The sequence below is a fragment of the Halovenus salina genome (assembly GCF_026410925.1).
Taxonomy (GTDB): domain Archaea; phylum Halobacteriota; class Halobacteria; order Halobacteriales; family Haloarculaceae; genus Halovenus; species Halovenus salina.
Window position 1 is genome coordinate 237,290 of sequence record NZ_CP112972.1, and the last position, 21,165, is coordinate 258,454.

General features: G+C 61.0%; 16 protein-coding genes. 9 read left to right on the forward strand and 7 right to left on the reverse strand.

From position 1 onward, the window contains the following. Window positions 1–21: 21 nt before the first annotated feature. The 3 genes from OSC37_RS01155 to han form a co-directional block, all read right to left on the reverse strand. On the reverse strand, window positions 22–1,437 hold the full coding sequence (locus OSC37_RS01155; RefSeq protein WP_267162771.1) for a restriction endonuclease subunit S: 1,416 nt from the start codon (window positions 1,435–1,437) through the stop codon (window positions 22–24). Then, window positions 1,430–2,926, reverse strand: coding sequence for a type I restriction-modification system subunit M (locus tag OSC37_RS01160; RefSeq protein WP_267162772.1), 1,497 nt, complete (start codon window positions 2,924–2,926; stop codon window positions 1,430–1,432). Before OSC37_RS01160 ends, OSC37_RS01155 begins: the two co-directional genes overlap by 8 nt. A 68-nt stretch (window positions 2,927–2,994) precedes the next feature. Further along, window positions 2,995–4,899 carry a Hef-associated nuclease gene (han, locus tag OSC37_RS01165; RefSeq protein ID WP_267162773.1) on the reverse strand — a complete coding sequence of 635 codons (1,905 nt, stop codon included), beginning with the start codon at window positions 4,897–4,899 and terminating at the stop codon, window positions 2,995–2,997. 135 nt (window positions 4,900–5,034) lie between these two features. On the opposite strand from han, the gene OSC37_RS01170 reads away from it, so the two are divergent. The 4 genes from OSC37_RS01170 to OSC37_RS01185 all read left to right on the forward strand — a co-directional run bounded on the left by OSC37_RS01170 (window position 5,035) and on the right by OSC37_RS01185 (window position 8,355). Beyond that, window positions 5,035–5,526, forward strand: coding sequence for a Mov34/MPN/PAD-1 family protein (locus OSC37_RS01170; protein WP_267162774.1), 492 nt, complete (start codon window positions 5,035–5,037; stop codon window positions 5,524–5,526). Next, complete coding sequence (locus OSC37_RS01175; RefSeq protein WP_267162775.1) at window positions 5,523–5,948, forward strand: FAD synthase family protein; 426 nt, start codon at window positions 5,523–5,525, stop codon at window positions 5,946–5,948. Before OSC37_RS01170 ends, OSC37_RS01175 begins: the two co-directional genes overlap by 4 nt. A 77-nt stretch (window positions 5,949–6,025) precedes the next feature. Next, complete coding sequence (locus OSC37_RS01180; protein WP_267162776.1) at window positions 6,026–6,598, forward strand: HalX domain-containing protein; 573 nt, start codon at window positions 6,026–6,028, stop codon at window positions 6,596–6,598. An 86-nt stretch (window positions 6,599–6,684) separates the two neighbouring features. Beyond that, entirely contained in the window at window positions 6,685–8,355 is a 1,671-nt protein-coding gene (locus OSC37_RS01185) for a tRNA uridine(34) 5-carboxymethylaminomethyl modification radical SAM/GNAT enzyme Elp3 (protein WP_267162777.1), read from the forward strand. A gap of 1 nt (window position 8,356) precedes the next feature. Here the strand turns inward: OSC37_RS01185 and OSC37_RS01190 are convergent, their stop codons facing one another. Both OSC37_RS01190 and OSC37_RS01195 read right to left on the reverse strand, forming a co-directional pair. Further along, window positions 8,357–9,019 carry a cohesin domain-containing protein gene (locus OSC37_RS01190; RefSeq protein WP_267162778.1) on the reverse strand — a complete coding sequence of 221 codons (663 nt, stop codon included), beginning with the start codon at window positions 9,017–9,019 and terminating at the stop codon, window positions 8,357–8,359. Window positions 9,020–9,061: 42 nt separating this feature from the next. After that, complete coding sequence (locus OSC37_RS01195) at window positions 9,062–9,613, reverse strand: hypothetical protein (protein ID WP_267162779.1); 552 nt, start codon at window positions 9,611–9,613, stop codon at window positions 9,062–9,064. 91 nt (window positions 9,614–9,704) lie between these two features. Here OSC37_RS01195 and OSC37_RS01200 point away from each other — a divergent pair, with 91 nt between their 5' ends. From OSC37_RS01200 to OSC37_RS01220, 5 genes are all read left to right on the forward strand, one after another. After that, on the forward strand, window positions 9,705–12,440 hold the full coding sequence (locus OSC37_RS01200) for an AAA domain-containing protein (protein WP_267162780.1): 2,736 nt from the start codon (window positions 9,705–9,707) through the stop codon (window positions 12,438–12,440). Window positions 12,441–12,500: 60 nt separating this feature from the next. After that, entirely contained in the window at window positions 12,501–13,367 is an 867-nt protein-coding gene (locus OSC37_RS01205) for a hypothetical protein (protein WP_267162781.1), read from the forward strand. Between the two features lie 38 nt (window positions 13,368–13,405). Further along, complete coding sequence (locus OSC37_RS01210) at window positions 13,406–14,626, forward strand: lactate racemase domain-containing protein (RefSeq protein WP_267162782.1); 1,221 nt, start codon at window positions 13,406–13,408, stop codon at window positions 14,624–14,626. Window positions 14,627–14,811: 185 nt separating this feature from the next. Beyond that, on the forward strand, window positions 14,812–15,540 hold the full coding sequence (locus OSC37_RS01215) for an ABC transporter ATP-binding protein (protein ID WP_267162783.1): 729 nt from the start codon (window positions 14,812–14,814) through the stop codon (window positions 15,538–15,540). Then, window positions 15,537–16,757, forward strand: a complete 1,221-nt coding sequence (locus OSC37_RS01220; RefSeq protein WP_267162784.1) for an ABC transporter permease — start codon at window positions 15,537–15,539, stop codon at window positions 16,755–16,757. The genes OSC37_RS01215 and OSC37_RS01220 overlap by 4 nt, the downstream gene beginning before the upstream one ends. Window positions 16,758–16,772: 15 nt before the next feature. On the opposite strand, the gene OSC37_RS01225 is transcribed toward OSC37_RS01220, so the two are convergent. After that, window positions 16,773–18,578, reverse strand: a complete 1,806-nt coding sequence (locus OSC37_RS01225; protein WP_267162785.1) for a formate/nitrite transporter family protein — start codon at window positions 18,576–18,578, stop codon at window positions 16,773–16,775. A gap of 248 nt (window positions 18,579–18,826) precedes the next feature. Further along, window positions 18,827–21,148 (reverse strand): methyl-accepting chemotaxis protein, encoded by a 2,322-nt coding sequence (locus tag OSC37_RS01230; protein WP_267162786.1) that lies wholly within the window; start codon window positions 21,146–21,148, stop codon window positions 18,827–18,829. Window positions 21,149–21,165: the final 17 nt, after the last annotated feature.

A 21,165-nucleotide genomic window follows, 5' to 3' on the forward strand; every position in this document is an offset into this window, starting at 1 on the left:
GCGCAGATGTGTTCGGCTGTGTTACCCGTGCTGGCGAACCTCGTCGAGAACCTCGATGTCGGCGTCGGTGGTTCGGACCTCGCCGGAGAGGAGGTCTTGCATGAGGCCCTGTTTGAGGCGTTTGAGTTGGTCTCGATACTCACGTTCGTTTTCGATTCGTCGGTCGTAGTCGTGAAGTATCTCAGCTATTCGTTTTTGCTCAGGTAGTGGTGGTTTCGGTATTTTCAATTCAGCAATATTTTCGAGATTAATCCGACTACGACCAGTCCCACGGAGATGAGCGACTGCTTGACGCCAGACCTTGTGGGAGTTCATACAGTACATGAGGAAACGGTCATCAACTTCCTCGTTAGGTACAATCCGGACCACATCGGCACAGCCGAGAAGATATTTCTCGTAGGTGTCGGGGACGATACAGGCACGGGCGACCGGTTCAGCCATTTTGGCGACGACGACTTCTCCGGGATAGATCGCACGGTGTGTGATTTCTTCGTACTTTTCCTGTGTGGCGAATTTTGGTGTTGTATCCTTGAACTCACCTTCGCCGACTTCTTCGAGAAGAATAGCACGAGCTTCACCTTCTGGATGGATTTCTTCGGAAGAAAGAGAATATCGAGCACCGTCAGTAAATGCATTATCTTCGTCAGCGAGGATTTCTTCGATGGTAGCTACATTCCAGTGTTTCGGAATTGTGCCGAGTTTCGTATTGGTCTCTTTCGTCTCTGTGGCATCGATGCCTTCGCTCAGGAATTTCTTGACAAGTCCTTTCTGGATTTGTTGTAGCTGGCTTTCAATCTCTTCGGTCTTCTGGATGGCCTCGTCGATGGTGTAGAGGACGGTGGCGATTTTGCGCTGTTCGTCGAGTGTTGGTTGAGGGAGCCGGATTTTTTCCATGTTTGTCCGGCTGATTCGTTTTCGAGTTGTGCCACTTGCCCAGGCGCGACCTTGTTTCCAGATGGGCCGTGAATTAAATAGAAACTTCAGAAAGTGCCGATTCCAATTGTCGGTGTGTTGGAGACGAGCGATGTCTACAGCCATTATGCTGTCATAATCAAATGTTGGAAGGAGACAACTTCTTAGAATCGGTGCCTGCATTCGGGAAATAAGAAGGTCACCTTCTGAAAGAATGGTACAGTTTTCTTCCTCTGCAAACTCTTCTGTAATGAAACGGTCTGGTTCTCCCTTGAACTGTCCTTCGCCAAGATGACCGAGTTGAACAAGCTGAATTTCACCTGTTTCGTCCATGTCATCAGATTCAATCCAGTCTCCGTCGACAAGGCCATCTTGTTTGGCGGCCTTGCGGACCGTTGAGATATCCCAGTCGTAAGGCAAAGTGAGGAATCCCTCTTCTCTCAGTTGAGTTGATGAGGTGTTTTCTTCGACGGAGTCATTTTCATTTTTGGTGAAGTCGTCAAGTGTCGAGTCCTGCTCACTCATAGTTCAGCGCCTCCATGTGCTGAGTCATCCGACCCTCGATGTCGTCGCGCTCGGCCTGCAACTTCCGCAGTTTCGTCAGTTCCTCTTCCACGTCGATGTCCTCCTCGGGTTCGGTGGTGTCGACGTACAGCGCGATATTCAGATTGTAGTCGTTCTCTCGAATCTCCTCGATGTCGACCGTTCGGCTGACGCGCTCCTCGGTGGCCCACTCGCGGAAGTTCTCGACGATGTGGTCGACGCCCGCGTCGGTGAGTTCGTTCTGGTTCGATAGCTCCTCGTAGAAGTCCTCGTCGGCGGCGTGGATGAACTGGACCTCGCCCTCACGTTCTTCGGGCTTGTCGGCGTTCAAGACGAGAATCGCCGAGGGAATTGAGTTGTTCTGGAACAGATTCTCGGGTAGCCCGACGATGGCCTCGACGAGGTCGTTTTCGAGCATCGGTTTCCGATACCGACTCTCGTGTTTCCGGAAGAGGACGCCGTGGGGTATGACGATGGCGGCTTTCCCGCCGGTGCCGTCCCGCTCCGGCCGCTTCAACTGCTTCGCCATGTGCATGATGAAGGCGTAGTCGCCCCGGTCGGCGCGGGGGAGTTTCTCGTGCCAGTCGAAGCGTCCGTAGGGGTCGTCCTGGAGGTCGTCTTTCGCCCAGTCCGCCGAGAACGGGAAGTTGGCCAGCACGTAATCGAAGCGGTCGAGTTCGTCGTCGTCGGTGAACTGCGGCGCAGAGAGCGAGTCCTCGCGGGCAATCTCCCCCTTGAGTCCGTGAATCGAGAGATTCATCTTGGCGATGGCGGCGATGTCGGGGTTGATTTCCTGCCCCGTGAAGGTGAGCTTCGACGGGTCGCCGCCCTGCTTGTTCTGGTAGTACTGGGCGGCTTCGGTGAGCATCCCACCCGAGCCGACTGTCGGGTCGTGGAAATCCTCGCCGTCCTCGAAGTCGTCGACGAGACGAATACAGAGCCGGACGATGTGCGGTGGTGTGAAGAACTGGCCGCCGGACTTACCCTCCTCTTCGGCGAAGTGGCGCACGAGGTCCATGTAGGCTTCGCCGAGCATGTCCGGCGGGACGCTGTCGCGGTCGAGGTCGTACTTCGAGAGGTGCTCGACGAGGCGTCCGAGTCGGTCGTCGTCGAGCGCATCGGCGTCGATGTAGTCAGCCCGGAAGACGCCTTCGAGGTCGGGGTTGGCCTCGGCCAGCGCGTCGAAGGCCTCGTTGAGCGTCTGGTCGACGTTGTCCGAGACCGCCCGCAAGTCCTCCCAGAGGTAACCCTCGGGAACGACAGGAATCTCGTACAGCCGCTTCCGACGAGCGAAGTCCTCACCGTACTCGTCGAGATTGTCCTCGTACTGTTTCTCGAACTCGTCGGAGATGGATTTGTAGTAGACCAGCGGGAGGATGTACTCCTTGTAGTCAGTCGGGTCGACGGCGTCTCGAATGATATCGGCGCATTTGAACAGATGTGATTCGAGGTCGTCGAGACTGATGGACATAGTCGTCCCCAGACGGGGAACGCTCTTAGTAGTCGCGGATTGTGCGCAGAATCCGACGCGCCGGTTGGTTACTCCGAGATGACCGCCGAACTGCCGAGTTCCTCGTCGATTTCGGCGTCGGCCATCTTCTCGACGAGTGCGTCGACGACAGTCTCGCGCATGCCGCTGACGAACTTGATAGAGCCGACGACGAGGTGGCCGCCGCCGGAGACGCCGCCGCCGGGGACCTCCTCCTGTAGCTCGGCGACCATCTCGGGGATGTCCAGCCGAACGCCGTCGGAGCGAAGCACCGCGAAGTCCGGTCCGTAGCCGATGGTGATGACGGGGTCGCCCGTCTCCTCGACCTTCCGGTCGTGAATCTTCCCGGTCGTCTTGCCCGGTGCGGGGTAGGTGAACCGCCGCGCGTGGCTCTCGACGTCGATTCGGTAGAGGTGTGCGCCGTTGTCGAGTTCCTCGCGGGTGACGTGCTCCATGGCCGCATCGAGCTGTGTCTCGACATCCCGCTCTGCGCGCTCCGTGAACAGGTCGACCAGTCGCTCGTGGCGCTCGGTATCGTCGCAGTTGACGTTGAGCAGGTCGTTGACCAGCTCCCGGCCGTCGTTGTACTTCAGCCAGTAGGTGGCGTAGTCGAGGGCCTCACCGATATCGACGAGCCGGTGTTTGTCGTACCCCTCCTCGCGTGCCAGGTCGAGGAAATCATCCATTGCGTCGGCATCGGAGCGGTCCGCGAGTCCTGCCACTGCGGGAACGTGACGGAGTTCGTCGGTCACGTCCGGCGCAATCATCCGTGCCAGCTCGACGGACATCATGCCCGTCGTGATGCGGTAGTCCTCGTCGTAGAGGTACGGGTTGACGTGTTTCTCGACGAGACCTTCGACGGCCTCAGGGTCCGGGTGGTGGTGGTCGACGACGAGAATCGGCACATCGTAGTGGGTGAGGTTACGGTAAGCCGGCGTATCCTCCTCGGTACTCCCGTTGTCGAGCATCAAAAACAGCGGCAGCTTCTGCCCGTGGCGGTTGCGGTTTTCGAGCGCGAAGTTGAGGTCGCGCGTCACGTCTTCGAGCTCGTAGAACGGGGCCTTGCTCGGGAGGCGTTTGAGCAGGTGCCGGGACGCCTCCGGGTCCTCCCAGGTCTGTTCGATGAACTGTTCGAGGGCGTACTGAAGTGGGACGCTCGCACAGAGTCCGTCACCGTCGGCGTGGTGGCGCATCCGAATCGGACGCCCTTCGAGAACGGTCTCTCGGAGGCGAGCGGCAACGGTCTGCAGGTCCTCGTGGAGCTTCTCGAAGGCCGGCCACTCGACCAGCGGCTCGACCGCTGCCGGGTCCGTGGTGTCGGCTTCCTCGAATCGCTCGGTGACTGCCGCACGCGCTTCGTCTTCAAGGACGGAGATGCCGTCGACCTCTATCTGTGTGTACCCCTCGCGTGCCTCGGCAGTCCCGGAGATGCGAACGATGTCATCGAGTTCGATGTCGGGGAAGGCACGGACGCCCGCTTCCTTGAATGCGGCACAGGGGACGACCCCCGAGGCGGTCCTGACTTGGAAGATGGTCGGGCCGCCGGTCTGTTTTATCTGGATTACCTTCCCGTCGAGGTGAACCTCGTCACCGACCGCGTCGGACAGCGTCTCTGCGGTGACTCCCTGTCCCGGCCCGACGCGTTCCCGCGAGTGGTCCGCAAGCTGGACCTCTGCGAAGCTCACATCGCCGTCGGGTCTGACCTCCGCGAGTTCGACAATCAGTTCGTCACCGACATCGTAGCTACCGATGAGATTCGAGGAGTGAACAAGCCCGGCGACAGAATCCGAGAGGTCGACGAAGACGCCGTATTCGACGACACCGTTGACGGTGCCGACGTACTTCTCGCCGGAGTCAACATCGTCGAGCGTACAGCCAGCCGCGAGGTCATAGACGGTCGTCGGTTCGTCAGCGAGGTCGGTACCGTCGTCCCCGGTACCGTTTGGTGTAGACATATCGAATTTGTACGTCACTTGCCGGTTTTTAAGCTTCGATATACATCCGTGGTTTCAGCGCCGTCGATGGCACAGACCTGTGGTCAAAAGAGCGGTTCCGGAACCCTTAGAAGGGGGCGATGCTGAGTTGCGTGTATGGGACTCTTCCGCTCGAGTGAGATTATCGGAATCGCCGATTCCGCACTCGAGTTCGCACTGGCCGCCTCCGAAGAGGCACACCCAAACGAGTACATGGGCATGCTCCGCGGAGAGGACGCCGCCAATCTGGGGCTTGACCAAGACGGAACGGTTCTCTCCGAGGTGCTCGTCGTTCCCGGAACGAAGACTAATCCGGTCAGCGCCGAGTTCAATCCGATTAACACGCCGAACGACCTCAGCGCTGCGGGGTCGGTCCACTCACACCCGAACGGCGTGCTCCGGCCCAGCGCTGCGGACCTCTCGACGTTCTCGCGGAACCACGTCCACATCATCATCGGTGCGCCGTACGGCTCCGACGACTGGCAAGCGTTCGACCAGGACGGTGAGCCAATCGACCTGCCGGTCCTCGATGTCGACCCGCCTGAGGAGGACTTTTTCGATTTCACACAGGAAGATATTGACCGTGAACTACGGGAGGATGAACGATGAAGCGAGTTGTCGCCCAGGGGACCTTCGACCTGCTCCATCCCGGCCACGTCCACTACCTCCGAGAGGCAAAGGCGATGGGTGAGAAGCTACACGTCATCGTTGCACGCTCGGAGAACGTGACCCACAAACAGGGTCCGGTTATCGCAGACGCCCAGCGTGTGGAGATGGTCGACGCGCTGAAGCCCGTCGACGAGGCACGGCCCGGACACACAGAGGATATTTTCGCGCCGATAGAGGAAATCGAGCCAGACGTTATCGCGCTGGGCCACGACCAGCACCACGAGGAGGCCGCGATAGCCGAGGAACTACAGCGCCGGGGTATCGACTGTGAGGTGTGTCGCGCCTCTCCGTACGAGCCCGACGAAGAGATGGTTCTTTCCTCGCGCCAGATTGCCGACCGCATCGTCTCACATCGGTCCTAATCGAACTTTCCTCTGAGGGTCCATACACGTGCCAACAAAGCTATGTGTCTCAGTCGTCAAATTACGCCCAGGAGCCGATGTCTGCTAGTGACCCTGTCGTACTTATCGTCGAAGACGAGTCAGATGTCGCAGAGACGTATCGCCTCTGGCTGGCCGACAGCTACAGTGTCCGCGTCGCCGAAGACGGCGACGAAGGACTGGACAAACTCGGCGACGCCGTCGATGTGGTGTTACTCGACAGGCGGATGCCGGGCCTCTCTGGCGGCGAGGTTCTCGAAGAGATTCGCTCTCGTGGGCTGGAGTGCCGTGTGGCGATGGTCACCGCTGTCGAGCCGGATTTCGATATTCTCGAAATGGGCTTCGATGCGTACCTCGAAAAGCCAGTCAAGGGGAACAAACTCCGCTCGACCGTCCAGGACCTGCTCGAACGTTCGACATACGACTCGATGCTACAGGAGTACTACGCCCTCGTCGAGAAACGGGCCACCCTGGAAGCGAACAAGACCGCCCGCGAACTCGACAACAGCGAGCAGTACCAAGACCTTCGACGACGCATCGAGCAACGGCGTGACAAACTGTCCGAGACGCTTGGCAGCGTCGACGACGAAGACGACTTCATCACGACGATTCGCGAACTCGGCGACGAGTAATCGAGGGGCCACTGGTCTCGTCAGGGTGCGTAGCTTTTTACCGGCAAGCGACACGCTTATTCGAGTTTAGCAGGGATGTAGAACCGATGAGTACGGACACTGGTGAGGAGACAGACGCCTTCAAACAGGCCTGTTCGGAGCTCGTCGAGCGTATTCTCGACGGCGAGATAGAGCGCGACGACGTCGAGTCGGCGAAGAAGGACGTCTGTGGCAAGTACTCCTCGCCGAAGGTCCCCAAGAACTCGGATCTACTCGATTTCGCGCCGCTCGAAAAGCGCGAAGAACTCGAATCAGTCCTCCAACGCAAGCCGGTTCGGACAGCATCGGGCGTCTCGCCAGTGGCGATTATGACCTCGCCAAAGCGGTGTCCACACGGGAAATGCCTCTACTGCCCGGGTGGGCCGGACTCGGAGTTCTCCAGCGCACAGAGTTACACGGGCCACGAGCCCGCGGCCGCCCGCGGCGAACAGAACGACTACGACCCCTACGGGCAGGTCACCCTCCGTCTCAACCAACTGCGGGAAATCGGTCACCCCGTCGACAAGGTCGAACTCATTCTCATGGGCGGAACGATGACCGCGCGCTCGCACGACTACCAAGAGTGGTTCGTCAAGCGTGCGCTCGAAGCAATGAACGACTACAAGGTCGACAGCCGCCCCGAGCCTGCCGAAGAGGAGAGTTTCGCACCCGACCCCGAGTCGGTGGATTTCCGGTATCTCGAAGACGTCATCGCCGAGAACGAGGTCGACAGCGTCCGGAACGTGGCGACGACCTTCGAGACGAAACCCGACTGGTGTGACCCCGAGCAGATCGACCGGATGCTCGACCTCGGCGGAACGAAAGTCGAGGTCGGCGTCCAGACGACCTACGAGCGCATCAACCGCGAGATGCACCGCGGCCACGGCACCCAAGACTCGATCGATGCCAACCGCCGCCTGCGTGACTCCGGATTCAAGGTCGGCTTTCACATGATGCCGGGCCAGCCGGGGATGTCCAAGGAGATGTGTCTCGAAGACTTCCGACGTATCTTCGAGGACTCCCGGTGGCGACCCGACTACCTCAAAATCTATCCGACGCTGGTCATCGAAGGGACCGCTGTCTACGACTCGTGGCACACCGGCGACTTCGACCCTCTCGACAACGAGGAAGCAGCCGAACTGGTGGCCGAAATCAAATCGATGATTCCCCGCTACACCCGCCTCCAGCGCGTCCAGCGTGATATCCCGGCCGACTTCATCGAAGGTGGTGTCTGGAAGTCGAACCTACGCCAGCTCGCCAGACAGCGCATGGAGGAACACGGCTGGAGTTGTGACTGTATCCGGTGTCGCGAGGTCGGCCACAACGACCAGGATCCACAGAACGTCACCCTCGAGATAGACACCTACGAGGTCGCCGGCGGCACGGAACACTTCATCAGCTTCGAGGACTTCGAGAACGACCTCCTGGTTGGATTCTGTCGGCTCCGGTTTCCGAACGACCCTGTCCGCCGGGAACTCGAAGAGTCGGCAATCGTCCGCGAACTCCACGTCTACGGCAGTCAGGTCGGTGTCGGCGAGGCAGCCGCCGACGGCACCCCGGTCGACCAACACCAACACCAGGGGTACGGCACCCGTCTGCTGGCTGAAGCCGAGCGACTCGCCGTCGATGCTGGCTACGACAAACTGTCGGTGCTCAGCGGCATCGGCGTCCGCGAGTACTACCGCGAGAAGCTCGACTTCCGACAGGACGGCCCCTACGTCAGCAAACGCCTGGAGTAGCTCAGCTCCGGTACCGCCGCCCAACGAACAGGGCCAGTCCGCCGACCGTGGCGACGCCGACCACCCCCACTGCTATCACGGGCGGTCCGCTGTCTGCCGGTGACTCCTCTGTGGCGACCGCGCCGGCAGTGTCTCCGTTGTTCTCGATGCGTAGCGTCGCGTTGTGTTCGTAGACGAACACCTCGTAGTCGCCGGCGAGTTCGGCCCGAGAGTCGACAAAGGAGAGCGTCGTGTTCGTCTCGGGGGCGTTCTCGGCGACTTCGAGGGTGACCGTGGCGAACTGTGCGATGCCGGTCGAACCGTTCCGTGGCGGATCACGCCACTGGTGGGCGACAGCGGTTCCGCTCTCGTCGTCGATGCTGGTCTCGTCGTAGACCTCGGTCTCCGGCCCCTGTTCGAGATACGACGCGGTCTCGATATCCGTCACCGAGAGGATCTCACGCTCGTAGGAAACGCCGAGAGTCAGGTTCGTGAGGCCAATATCTCCGTACCCGCCGTCGCTCTCGACGAAGACTCGCACGTCGACGGTCTCGCCGGGCGCGACGGTCTGCTGTTCGTGTTCGGGGTAGACGATTGTCGGCTGGTCGCTGCCGACTGCCGCGCCGGTGACCGCAAGCGCGAACAGACAGCCGACAACTACGAGGGGGACAGTAGAGCGGTCCATTGCCGACAGCTACGGCGTGCTGTCAGTTGAGTGTTTCCGGTATTAGTAGAAGCCGCGTTCGACATCGTCGTCGATGATGTCCTCGAACTCCTGTTCGAGCAGCTCCTCGGCCTCCTCGAAGGTCTCGGTGAGATCCTCAAGCTGATCGGGTCGGTCGTGCTGGTCGAACTCCATCGGACCGTAGGCCGGACTCTCCAGGGCGTCCATGATGTCCTCGAACAACGCGTCCGGCGTCGTCGGTGCGTCGGCGTGGGTCTCGACGACCGATTCGAGCTGTTTGGCCCGCTCGGAGGCAGTCTCCTCGTCTTCGACGGGCTGTTGGACGCCGAACAGTCCCGACTCTGTGGCCTCTGCCGGGAAGTGGGGGTCGATGTCCTCGTCGACCCGGCGGGCCACCTGTGCGCCGACCCCCTCGACCTGGAACGGGTTTTTTGCGTACGTCTTGAGCTGGTAGGTGCCGACACCAGGGTGAGCGAGATACAGGTCCTCACCGATACCGCTCCGTCGGTCGCCGCCGACCGCCCGCCAGCCGTCCGGGTCGACGTCGCTCTCGACAACATCATGCAGAATGTCGTCCCAGTCTCTGATGCGCATTGCTAGTCGAAATTCGGGACTCCAGGGGATTATACGCATCGGTCTCTGACGTTACCGACAGGATTTTTTGAGCGGGCCTCGGAGTGGATTCGTGCACGTTCGCGGCGTCGTTGTCGACGTACCGGAATCGAAGACAGTCACCACGAGCTACGGCGAGTCCGAACTCCTCGAAGTCACGATCCGTCCAGACCGGGGTGCCGGTCCAGAGACGACCGTCACCCTGTGGGAGGACTGGATCGAGACCGGCGACTATCTCGTCCCGGGGATGGAGCTTGCAGTCTACGACGCCGAACAGCGAGAGTATCGCGGCGAGACACAGTACACGACCGGTAAGGAGACGATGGTTGTCGTCGAGCCGGACTTTCTCGTCGACGTGACGGACATCCGCTCGTGGGTGCAGTGTCCGCGGATGTACTACCTCAACAAACTCGACGGGGCCGACGTCTCCGAGCCGCTGGTGAAAGGGACAATTGTCCACGAGGTGTTCGGCGACCTCCTCCGGGGCGCTGACCTCGATGAGGCCGTCGACAGGCGTGTCGAGGAGTCGGGACTGGACCTCGGCTTGCTCGGTGCCGACCCCGAGGCGATGCGGGAGACGGTCAGACAGCACGCGAGCGCCATCGAGGGATGGCTCCAGCAGGGCCGACTCACCGACGCCGATAACTGGCGCTCGGAACAGCTTCTTCTCAGCGAGCGGTACGGCCTCAAAGGTCGTGCAGACGCCATCAGGCGCGGCGCGCCGGTCGAACTCAAGACGGGCAAGAACACGCGCCGAGACCCCCGTTTTCACGACAAGGTGCAGGCCGGCTGTTATGCGCTGTTGCTAGGCGAGCAGGCAGACGAAGACGGTTCCGTCGCGAACAGCCCGGACACCGGGACGCTGTTGTATACCAAAAATGCCGCTGTCGACGGCGACGAGGAGTCCGGCGACCTCTCGCCGGCCAAGGAGTTCTCTATCTCGACGGGCTTTCTCCAGTTCATCCTCCGCGCCCGGAACCACCTCGCGGCGATGGAGGCTGGCGGCCAGGTTCCCACCGGCTACGAGGCCGACGCCAAATGCGAGTACTGTTTCGAGCAGGACACCTGTATGGCTGTCTCGGGCCGACTCGACCAGGAGTCCAAAGCCGGCCAGGTCGGGACACCACTCCCCGAAGACGAACGGGCCTACTTCGAGCGGTTCTACGCAGCAATCGAGAACGAGCGCCAGGAGGTCCACCGCGAGTACGCCAAGCTCTGGGAACAGGGTCCCGACGAGCGGGCTGACGACGACCGGGCGCTCGTCGACCTCGAACCGACAGGGCGACAGCAGTTAGAGGACGGCCGCTGGGAACTTCGTGCCCGCGGGACCGGTGCCGTCTCGAAGATTCGAACGGGCGATGTCGTCCTCGCCAGCGACGGAGACCCCATCGGCGGCGCTGCCGAACTCGCCAGAGTCGAACGGCTCGGCTCCGCCGACAGCGACGAAATCGTGGTGACGGCCGACGAGCCGGTCGACCTCCGCCGCCTCGATGTCTACCCCTCCGAACTCTCGGCTGACCGGCTGCTCACCTCGCTACACGATGCCCTGCTCTTGCAGCCCCCGGAGTGGAAGGACCCGCTGTTCGAGCGACGAGCGCCGGCGTTCGACAGGCCCGAGGAAACCTTCGTCGACAACAACGAGGCACAGGACGACGCCGTCCGGGCTGCCGTCGGGGCCCAGGACTTCGCGCTCGTCCACGGGCCACCGGGGACGGGCAAGACATACACCCTGGCCCGCATCGTGTCGGAGTTACTCGACCGCGACCAGCGGGTACTCGTCTCGGCGTTCACGAATCGCGCGGTCGACAACGCCCTCGAAACCCTCGAAGACGAGGGGATCTCCGATATCGTCCGATACGGGACCGAGAGCGGCGTCCGAGAGGACATGCAGGAGTATCGGCTCGAACAGTCTGGGGACCCCGACGACTGTGCAGGGACTCTGCAGGAAGCGTCGGTCGTCGCGGCGACTACCGCCTCGTGTGGCTCTCGTGCGGTGAAAACACAGGAGTTCGACGTTGCCGTCGTCGACGAGGCTGGACAGCTGACCGAGCCAGGAACACTCGCCGCTATCGCGCGAGCCAACCGGTTCGTTCTTGTCGGCGACCACCAGCAGTTACCGCCCGTCGTCCAAGCCGACCAGGGCGAAGTACAGGGTGTCTTGGATGCCTCGGATGACGGCCGACCGCAAGCCGACCTCGGGGAGTCGCTGTTCGAGCGGCTCATCGAGACCTACCCCGATTCCGGTGTCCTGCTCGACCGCCAGTACCGGATGACACAGCGCATCCAGGCGTTCCCTTCGGCGGAGTTTTACGACGGACAACTGCGGCCCGCGACCGCCGAGGTGGCTGGACAGTCACTCGTCGACCTCGATGGCGTGACGGTCGACGAACTTCCCGAGCGCCTGCACGATGCCGTCACGTTCGTCGACCCCGACGGAACACAGGTCGGTAACACCAACCCCGAGGAGGCCGAGACGGTCACTGACCTCGTCGCGACGTATCTCGACGCCGGTGTCGAGCCAGACGATATCGGCGTTATCGCGCCGTTCCGGGCGCAGGTCGCCGAGATTCGGAAGGCCCTTCCGGAGAGTGTCACCGTCGATACTGTCGACCGATTCCAGGGGTCGAGCAAACAGGTCATCCTCGTCTCGTTCGTGACGACCGGAGCCCTCGACGGCCCAATCTTCGAGGACTACCGGCGCATCAACGTCGCACTCACCCGGGCGAAGAAAGGACTCGTGTTGGTTGGAGACACAGATTCGCTGTCCCAGGACGACCGCTACCGGCGGATGGTCGAGTGGGCCAGTTGAGTTGCCGCTGGAGCGACGAACCAACAGTTTTTATGCCAATTTACCAATGTATTCGGACAAATGGCGGAGACGTCGAACACCCTGTCACAGAGAGCAGACCCCACGCCTGACCTGGGGTTTCGGCTCGCTGTCGGTGGCTACACCGGAACGGTACTCGCTGGGGTGCTCGTATTCGGTCTCTCGCTTGCAGGTATCATCGACGTTGCCGGACTCGGTGTCTCGGCAGTCGTCGCGTTCCTCTCGGGGGCGGTTCTCGGAATACTGGCAATCCCTCGGACTCGGGACGGTCCCGAACGGCTTGGACGGTCGCGGCTGCGGTACGCCCTCGTCGCGCCGAGCCTCGTTCTCCTGGCTGGAACCGCAGTCGCGTGGTTGCTGGCTCTCGGTTCGACCGCTGTCACCGTGGGAGTGTTCGCAACGCTGCTGTCGGCGTCTCCGGCCTTTCTCGTGGTGATGATGGCCAGGAGCCGATACGTCAGGCGACAGTATCTCTCCTCAGAGGCCGCCGTCACCTGGCAGGCGACATCGTCACCTGCAGCCAGGCGACAGCGGTTGACCCTCAGTGTAGTCGTCCTCCTCGGGACCGGCGTGTTACTCGCTGTTGATACCGTTGTCTCCGTTGGCTACCACGTTCTGGCCCCCGCTCTCGGCGGCATCGGAGGGTCGTTGCTCGGCATAAGCGTCCGGACCGACCGCTTTCGGGTGTACGAGGGCGGTATCGAAATCGAGCATCCGGCCTCGAACCGATTCATTCCGTGGCGGCAGTTTGAGGGGTACCAGGTCAATGACGACGAGCTCCGACTGGTCCGCAGATGGTGGCCCGACCACCGCCACGACCTCGGCCGCATCGACGACCCTGTTGCAGTCGTCGATGCCCTCGAAGACCACCTCGACTGTCTCGGTGACGAGCAGTTCACGACAGGGTGACCAGAACTGACTTTCGCTGGGCCGCCCAATCGGAGGGTATGGTCGAAGTCCCCTTCGGAGATAGTCATATCGACGTGTCGCTGCCGGACTGTTCGGTGACAGTCGCGACGCCCGAGGGTCGCGAACCCGTAGACGTTCGTTCGGCGGCCCGCGACGCAGTCTCGGACCCGAGCGGCCCGCCGCTGGCCGAACGCGTTGCTCCTGGAGAGGACGTCTGTATCGTCGTCACGGATATCACACGCTCGACGCCCGAGCAGGTCCTGCTCGACGTTCTCGTTAATGAACTCACTGATGCGGGTATCGACCGAGAGGCTATCTCGGTCGTTGTCGGACTCGGATTACACCGGCCGCTGACAGACGACGAGATGACCGAACTGCTCGGGGAGTACGCCGACCTCGCGGTAAACCACGACCCCGACCAGACGGTTCGGGTTGGTGAAGTCGACGGCTGCCCAATCGAGCTGTTCGAGCCCGCGGCCGAGGCCGACAACCTGATTTCGACGGGGATGGTCGAACCACACCAGTACGCTGGCTTCTCTGGCGGCGCAAAGACTGCCGTCATCGGGGCTGCCGGCGAGTCACAGATACGCTACACGCACGGCCCAGAGCTCCTGAGCCGAGACGGCGTCCGGCTTGGCCGTATCGAGGACAACCCATTCCGGTCGTTTCTGGACCGCGCCGGTGACGCTGCTGGCGTCGAGTTCTGTCTGAACGTCACCCACGGTCCTGACGGCATCATGGCCGCCCGTGCCGGCGACCCGCGAGCCGTCGTTTCAGAGCTCGCCGAGGTCGCACTCGATGCGCTCGCCGTCGACGTAGACGAAGAGTACGACGCCGTCGTCGCCGGCGTCGGTGCACCCAAGGATGCCAACCTCTATCAGACGACGAGAGCGGCCACCTACGTCATTCTCGGTGCGAACAATCCCCTTCGAGCGGATGGGCGCGTCGTCGTCCCGGCAGCGCTCGGAGAAGGCGCTGGTGAGGGGACGGGCGAACAGCGTTTCTACGAGCGGCTCTCGACGGCGACCGACGCCGAGTCGCTGTTCGAGGAGATGAAAGACGGATACGAACCCGGCGCACAGCGAGCGTTCGTCGTCGCCCGGAGTCTCCGCGAGCACGACGTCTGGGTGACCAACTCACAGAACCCGGCTGTCGTCGAGGAGTGTCTGCTGTCCAGTGCTCCCAATGTCGCTGATGCTATCGAACCCGGCAGTGACGTTCTCGTCGTTCCTGAAAGTCTCGATACCCTGCTGCGATAGTAGGTCTTTATTACTAGCATGTAATCGAGACAATACTCTCGATAGCTAGCCTACATGGATAGCAGGAAAGAGATAGTTGGTACAGGTAGAGTAATGAGCATCGAACAGTTTGCCGACGCGGCGTACTTGACACCGCGCCAGCATGGGTCAGCAACCGGGCGAGAGAGAGCTGGAGGGTCGAACTGATGGCAGCAACAGAGACACAGCGACCGGAACATACCGAAGCAGTCGTAGAGTTGTCGTCGGTCCGGCGGACGTATTATCTGGGCGAGCCGGTAGACGCACTGGATGGTGTATCGCTCTCATTGCCGGAGGGGTCGTTCACGGCGGTGATGGGTCCCAGCGGGTCGGGGAAGTCGACGCTGATGAACATGATCGGCTGTCTGGATACGCCCGACGAGGGAACGGTGACGGTCAACAATCAGGACGTGGGCTCGCTCTCGGACGGGAAGCGAGCACGCCTTCGCGGGGCGGAGTTGGGCTTTATTTTTCAGCAGTTCAATCTACTGCCGCGGTTGAGGGCTGCTGAGAACGTGACACTCCCGATGGTGTTCCAGAATGTCGTCGACGAGGGCCGGCGCGAGCGCGCGGAAGACCTGCTCTCTCGGGTGGGACTTGGTGACCGCCTGGACCACACACCGCCGGAACTGTCAGGCGGCCAGCGCCAGCGCGTCGCCATCGCCCGCGCCCTGGTCAACGAACCCTCGCTGTTGCTTGCCGACGAGCCGACCGGCAACCTCGATACGGAGACGGGCAGTACCATCATGGGCCTCTTTGAGGAACTGAATCAAGAGGGCCGGACGATTCTGATGGTCACCCACGAGCGCCACATCGCCGAACACGCCGACCGCATCGTCCACTTGGTCGACGGCCAGATCGAGGAAATCGAAGAACTGGGGGGTGATACGGCATGAAACTCACCGAGAGCCTGCGCATCTCCTGGCGTGCCATCACCGGCCACAAGCTCCGCTCCACGCTGACTGCCGTCGGAGTCATCATCGGTATTGCGGCGGTCATCGTCTTCATGGTGTTGGGCGGTGCCTTCGAGCAGAACATCATCCAGGATTTCGAGGATGATGACGGTGAGCCGGGGATGCTGGTCAACACGCAACAGACCGGCAACGGCGGCTTCCGGTTCATTCCTGACCCGATTTACACCGAGACCGACGTTGCGAATCTCGAATCGATAGACGGGGTGGATTTCGTCGGCCCCGAGGCACGCCTGTCCGCGAGCCAGTTCGTCGTCGGAGACACTCGCCAGACCGGCGGCTTCAGCGTACAGGCGGTTTCGCCTGATCAGTACGACTCCGGGGACATGCTGGACGGTGAACTATTCGACGGTGGCGACGAAGCGATTCTCACGCAGGCCCTGGTCAATATGACCGACGGCCAGGCCTTGGTGGGCGATCAGATACGCGTCAGCTTCGACGACGGCACGGCCGAGGAGTTCATGGTCACCGGCATCGTCGAGGAGAGCTTCGGAACTGGGCCGAGCGCGGGCATCTATCTCTCGCTCGACCACCACTACAACACCACGATCGAGACGCCTAGAGGGACCGAAGAGAAAGCCTACAGCTCGCTGATTATCGGAGCCGAAGACGCTGCTGTCGTCGACGATATTAAGACACAGGCGACGGAGTACTTCGAGACCGAGGCCGACGCAACAGCGCTGAAACAAGACGGCACCGATATTCGGGTCCAGACTATCGACGACGCCGTCGACCAGATTACGAACGTCATCGACCAGCTAACGGCGTTCATCGGGGGCATCGCGGCCATCTCGCTGATTGTCGGCTCCATCGGCATCGCGAACATCATGATCGTGAGCGTCACCGAGCGGACCCGCGAAATCGGTATCATGAAAGCCGTCGGGGCGCGCAAACGCGACATCATCCAGTTGTTCCTCATCGAATCGAGCATCCTCGGTGCTGTCGGCGCGTTACTCGGGGTGCTCGTCGGCATCGGCGTCGGCTACCTTGGGGTGACGCTCATCGGCTGGCCGATGGTCTACCCGGTGGACTGGGTGGTCATCGCCGTTGCCGTCGGTCTCGGCGTCGGGGTCCTCTCAGGTATCTATCCTGCGTGGCGGGCCGCCAGGGTTGACCCGATTGAGGCACTTCGCCACGAGTAGCGCGCTCGGAAACTGCTATTTTCGCCGCCGCCCTCTGCCAAAGAGCCGTTCGCGAATGCCACGGTTCGAGGGTCGCTCGGCCAGTAGCACCGAGCTGTCGACGTGGTCGACGACATCGAGGTGAAGCGAGTCTGTCACCAGCCGCGCGAGCAGTCCGCGTTCGGTTGCTCCAATCAGCACCATCGTTTCGTCGTCGGCCTCGCGGATGATTGCGTCTTCGACGTCTCCCCCATCATCGACGATGAACGTCGCGTCTTCCAGGTCGTGCTCATCTGCCCAGGTCCGAAGGAACTGCTCGCCGGCCTCGCGCTCTGCGGGGGTCTCGACGACGTGGAGCAACGACACCTCTACATCGTCGGTCAGCTGGAGCATCCGTGCCGTCTGTGCGCTCAGGTCCGAGTCCGGGCCGCCTGCGGTCGGGATAAGGATTCGCGAGGCGTCGAGGCCACGGTCCCGCGCAACCAGGAAATCACATGGGAGCCTGTTGGTCAACTCGTCGAGATAGCCCTCGGCACGGGCGGAGTTCCAGACCTTTTCTTTGTCCCAGTCCATCACGACGAGGTCCGGGTTCGTTCGGCGTGCGCGGTCGAAAATCTCGGTGAACGAGCGCGGCGAGACAATCGTCGACGTATCGACTCGCACGTCGTGGCGCTCTCCCAGACGGTCGAAGTCCTCAAGCAACCGCTCGGATTCCCGGATGATTCGGTCGTGTTGACGGCTGTTTGCGCTGACCGAAATGTCCTTTGGTGCCTGCACGACGTGAACAACGTGTACACACCCGTTCTCGCGGGTCCCTGCAATCTTGGCGGCGAAGTCGACGAGACGTTGTTCGGTACGGGGGTTCGCAATCGGGACCAGAATGCGATAGGAGTCGGGGTCTCTGGCGATCTCTTCGAGTGTGTCGACTAAAGGCACGTACGACCGCCCGGCCAGGTTCCCAAGCAACAGCTCGCGCGTCGTGAGTCGGCGGACGTTCTCGAACCGTGCGATCTCGAGGCGTTGCTCGCTGGTCTGGTAGTAGTTGACGACAGTGACCAACAGAATCCCTCCGAGGGTGTTTCCAACAAGCACCGGAGCGACGAATTCGGTCAATCCGACGCCGACTGCGAGGTCGGTGACCAACACCAGGTAGATAACCTCTGTAAAGGAGACCACCACGTGAAACAGGTTCCCCAGCGGAATCGCAAGGAAGGCGAGATAGACGATAGCCAGCCTCGATATCGTATCACTCGCAGCGAATATCATCCAGACGACTCCGGCGACGATGAGCCCCGCAAACGCCGCCTTGAAAAAGAGGTCCCAGACCGGCGTCTTCAGTCCCTTTTCAGCGATTTCGATGGCGACTGTCTTCGTCTGCTCGTCGAAGACGCCGCCGTATGCGAGTGCGAGCGCACCGAGGCCGCCCCCGGCGAAGTTGCCTGCGAGAACGACCAGCCAGTGTCGAAACAACGCCGGAACAGAACTCAGTCGTTCGAGTGTCAGCGCCACCGGCGGCAGCGTGTTCTCCGTGTAGAGCTGGTAGCCGCCGATGATGATGTAAATAAATCCCAGCGGATACAGAAGCACTGCGATGACGCTGCTGTCGGCTTTTGCCGACATTGAGGCATAGAGTAAGTACGTAATCGTGATAGCGAATCCGGCGGCGAGCGCGCTGAAAAACAGCTCCCGGGTGTTCGATGTCACCTCGTGTTCGGCGTCCGCAACGATGCGCTGGAACACCTCGTCAGAGGAGAACTTATCTGGCAGGACCTTACCCGTCGCTGGTGCTCCGTGCTCGGACCCCTCGGCCGAGACGGATTCTTCCTGCTTGGAATCGTTCATTGCCTCCACAGTCAGATGCGATACGTATAACGGTTATCTTCCCCCAGAACACCGCCGACGTCGACTTTTTCGAGCGGGCCGACCGTGACGGCAGTGAACCGGTCGTTCCTGTTGTGACGGCTCGTTCAACCGTCAGTCGTAGTGATTATTGCGGTGATTCTCGGACCAACTTCACTGAAGCAGATGTGTCACAGCCCGAGGCGGGGAACAGGCGACACCACGACGGAAACAACTCGCAATAATCAGTATCAGTCGTCCAGCGCCGAGGAAACCGTATTGTCGGTTGTCTCTGAGTTGAACACCGACTGATTGTTGCCATCGATACTGAATGTATCGAGTTCCACCTGGAGTTGTGTCGCCTTCTGACTGAGTGTCTCTGCCCGCTTGACGGCGTCGGTTAGTGCGGCAGTCTGCTCTTGAGCGGCCCCGGAGACAGTGTCGGATTCGGTACTTACTTTCTCGGCCGCTGTCGCAACCTCCTCGATAGTCTCCGACACGGCACATGCCGAACTGGCCTGCTCGTCCATCGTTGCGTTGATCTCTTGGACGCGTCTGTTGACCTGTTGGGCGTCCTCGCCAATCTCTTCGAGCGCGGCGAGTGCCTCCTCGATGGTCGTCGTGCCAGTGACGACTTGTTCGTTCATCTCCCGGATATCGTCTGCCGTGCTGTCTGTCGTCTCTCGGACCTCCTCGAGTAACTGCTGAATGTCGCCGGTTGCTGTGGCTGTCTCGTCGGCGAGCGTTTTGATTTCGTCTGCGACGACCCCGAACCCGTCTCCGCTGCTGTCAGCCCGGGCCGCCTCGATGGAGGCGTTCAGTGCCAGCGTGTTCGTCTGTGCCGCGATATCTGCGATGAGGTCACTAATCGCCTGTATCTCCTCTACCTTGGCGTCGAGCCGCTCCATCTCTCGTACCGTCGCGTTTGATTTCTCCTCTATCGAATCCATCTCCGAAATCGCCGCCGAGGCTGCCGACTTCCCTCGGCGACCTGTCTGTGCTGTCTCCTCGGATATCTCCGTGGCGTCGCCGGCCAGCGCAGACACCTGGTCGGTGTTTGCTGATAACTCTCGTATCTCCTCGGTTGCGGTTTCGAGATTCTGTGACTGCACGTCTGCGTCGGCGGAGATTGCCTGAATTGACTCTGTGACTCGCAGACCCGCGTCGTAGCTCTCCTGTGAGGTATGATTCATTGCTTCGCTCGCAGTAGCGACCTCGTCTGCGAACGACTGAATCTGTCCGAACGTTGTCTCCAGTTCGGCCATCATCTCGTTGAATGACGCGGCAATCTCGGCCATCGCATCATTTTCGGTCTCGGTGTCCATCCGCCGCGTCAGGTCGCCGTCTGCGGCATCTGCCATCGCCTCACTGAAGCAGGTTGCCCTCGCTTCGAGATGTTCGTTGAGGGTTTCAGCCTCGCTGTGGGCCTGTTCGGCCTCAGACCGTGCCTGTTCTGCGGCCTGCCGTGCTGACTCTGCTCGCTCACACTCTTCTTCGACCTCTCGAATCTTGCGTCCAAGAGAGGAGCGTAGCTGTTCGAGTGCCCGGAATATGTCGCCAAACTCGTCGGTGCGCTCAGTCTCGACCGGCGTGTCGAGGTCGCCAGACTGGAGCGTCTCAGCCTCAGTGACGAGTCGCCCGACGGTCCGGACGGTATCGCGCCCGATTGTCAGCCCAAACGCGGCAAGCCCGACGAGCAACACCGCCAGCAAGAGGAGAATCCGGTTCGCCACGCTGCTTCTGAGTGCGTACGCCTCGTCGGTTTCGACCTGGTCTGTCACCACCCACGACTGACTGTCGAGACCGGCGTGCCCAATCGCGAGTTCGCTCCCGGCTGAGTATGTCCCGTATCCGCTGCCGTTGTACGTGGCCGCCTCCCAGGTCGGATCCTCTCGCAAAATTGCGGACTCGTTGGTCGACAGTAGTGTTGTTCCATCCTGCCCGAGAACGCGAATCATGCGGTTCCTGTCGTTTCCAGTTCCCGCTAACAACAGCTGTTTCGACAGTTTGTGCAGGTCAACCACCGAAACCAGCACCCGCCCGTCCTGACTTTCGGTCTCTTTCGCTGCCAGCAACACTGGGGTTCCGTCGCCGGTCCTGAACGGGGTCGAAAACGCCACTCCGACGCTGTTGTCTGCGGTCGTTCTCCGCACGCGCGTGAGTGCGCCCTCGGCGAGGGTCTGGTTGTGGGTCACCGTTCTCTCGGACCCAGTCTGGACCAGAACTTCGCCAGTCTCGCTATCGACGAGGTGGGCTTCCGTGATTGCGTCTCGCTCCGAGATGCGGGTGAGTGTGTCTGCAATTTGGAAGCTATCACCGGAGCGCACTGCGGTGGTGCGTGCCGAGGAGACGAGCTGTTGGTCTGTCAGCGTGAGCCAGTTGTCTAACTCTGCGGCTTCTCCTTGTGCTGTTGATATTAGCTGCTGTTGTGTTTCTTCAGTTATCTGCTGGTCGACAGTAATATAGATGTATCCACCTGCGACGCCCGTTACGACAAATATGAGAATCAATGCAAGAGAGAACCGTCGTTTGTAGTTACGTTTCAGGGCGAGCTTCTCTCTCAGTGAGCCCATGTTATTCTGTTTTGACA

Bases quoted from the DNA above. Each gene is read 5' to 3' on its own strand.
- OSC37_RS01180 (WP_267162776.1), top strand. From the start codon at position 6,026: ATGTCTGCTAGTGACCCTGTCGTACTTATCGTCGAAGACGAGTCAGAT.
- OSC37_RS01195 (WP_267162779.1), bottom strand. From the start codon at position 9,613: ATGCGCATCAGAGACTGGGACGACATTCTGCATGATGTTGTCGAGAGC.
- OSC37_RS01215 (WP_267162783.1), top strand. From the start codon at position 14,812: ATGGCAGCAACAGAGACACAGCGACCGGAACATACCGAAGCAGTCGTA.
- OSC37_RS01190 (WP_267162778.1), bottom strand. From the start codon at position 9,019: ATGGACCGCTCTACTGTCCCCCTCGTAGTTGTCGGCTGTCTGTTCGCG.
- OSC37_RS01175 (WP_267162775.1), top strand. From the start codon at position 5,523: ATGAAGCGAGTTGTCGCCCAGGGGACCTTCGACCTGCTCCATCCCGGC.
- OSC37_RS01225 (WP_267162785.1), bottom strand. From the start codon at position 18,578: ATGAACGATTCCAAGCAGGAAGAATCCGTCTCGGCCGAGGGGTCCGAG.
- OSC37_RS01155 (WP_267162771.1), bottom strand. From the start codon at position 1,437: ATGAGTGAGCAGGACTCGACACTTGACGACTTCACCAAAAATGAAAAT.
- OSC37_RS01220 (WP_267162784.1), top strand. From the start codon at position 15,537: ATGAAACTCACCGAGAGCCTGCGCATCTCCTGGCGTGCCATCACCGGC.
- OSC37_RS01160 (WP_267162772.1), bottom strand. From the start codon at position 2,926: ATGTCCATCAGTCTCGACGACCTCGAATCACATCTGTTCAAATGCGCC.
- OSC37_RS01170 (WP_267162774.1), top strand. From the start codon at position 5,035: ATGGGACTCTTCCGCTCGAGTGAGATTATCGGAATCGCCGATTCCGCA.
- han (WP_267162773.1), bottom strand. From the start codon at position 4,899: ATGTCTACACCAAACGGTACCGGGGACGACGGTACCGACCTCGCTGAC.
- OSC37_RS01210 (WP_267162782.1), top strand. From the start codon at position 13,406: ATGGTCGAAGTCCCCTTCGGAGATAGTCATATCGACGTGTCGCTGCCG.
- OSC37_RS01205 (WP_267162781.1), top strand. From the start codon at position 12,501: ATGGCGGAGACGTCGAACACCCTGTCACAGAGAGCAGACCCCACGCCT.
- OSC37_RS01185 (WP_267162777.1), top strand. From the start codon at position 6,685: ATGAGTACGGACACTGGTGAGGAGACAGACGCCTTCAAACAGGCCTGT.
- OSC37_RS01230 (WP_267162786.1), bottom strand. From the start codon at position 21,148: ATGGGCTCACTGAGAGAGAAGCTCGCCCTGAAACGTAACTACAAACGA.